The sequence below is a fragment of the Alkalibacterium sp. m-11 genome (assembly GCF_054658155.1).
In genome coordinates this window covers 1-631 of record NZ_BAAGIR010000326.1, presented here as the reverse complement: position 1 = coordinate 631, position 631 = coordinate 1, and the positions used below count along the sequence as shown (strand labels likewise).

Annotated in this window: 1 protein-coding gene; it reads left to right on the top strand. The window is 44.2% G+C overall.

Annotated features, from left to right (window positions below):
* A partial coding sequence (locus ACYQ2O_RS12640) for a MetQ/NlpA family ABC transporter substrate-binding protein (protein ID WP_459796758.1) occupies window positions 1–470 on the top strand: 470 nt, incomplete at its 5' end.
* Between the last annotated feature and the right edge of the window lie 161 nt (window positions 471–631).

Sequence of the window (631 nt, the reverse complement as noted above, 5' to 3'; positions counted from 1 at the left end):
TCTATGAATCGATCGATGATATTGAAGAAGGAGCAGAAGTGGCACTTCCAAGTGACCCGTCAAACAAAGCCCGTGCTCTGATGATTCTGGATCACTACGATTTGATCACATTGAGTGAGGATGTCAGTTTCGAAGCCACTGTAAATGATATTGAAGAAAATCCGTATAATCTGACCTTTACAAGTATCGATCTGCTAAACTTATCAGCTGCCTACGAAGATGGTGTGGAACTGGTATTCAACTATCCGACTTTTATTGAATCAGTTGGGCTGACACCTGAAGATGCACTTATCCTGGAAGATGATGACGACTTTACTTTCGCGATCCAGCTTGTAGCAAGAGAAGATAACCAGGATTCTGATGCTATCCTGGCCCTTAAAGATGCCTTTACCAGCCAGGAAGTCTATGATTTTATTGAGGACCTTGCCGAAAATGGTCATCTTGAACCAGCTTTTGAAGTGAATAATTAGTTTGAACTAAATTGACTGAACAGCCAGTCAGTTGTCTGCCCGCCCAGTCGGATTCCAGTCCTGCACGGAGTATTTCTCCTGCAGGCTGATCCCTATGGTCGGGCATTTTTTGTACTGCCAGTTTTGTCTTCATCAGCGCCGGGGCACTGTCTGCTCATATA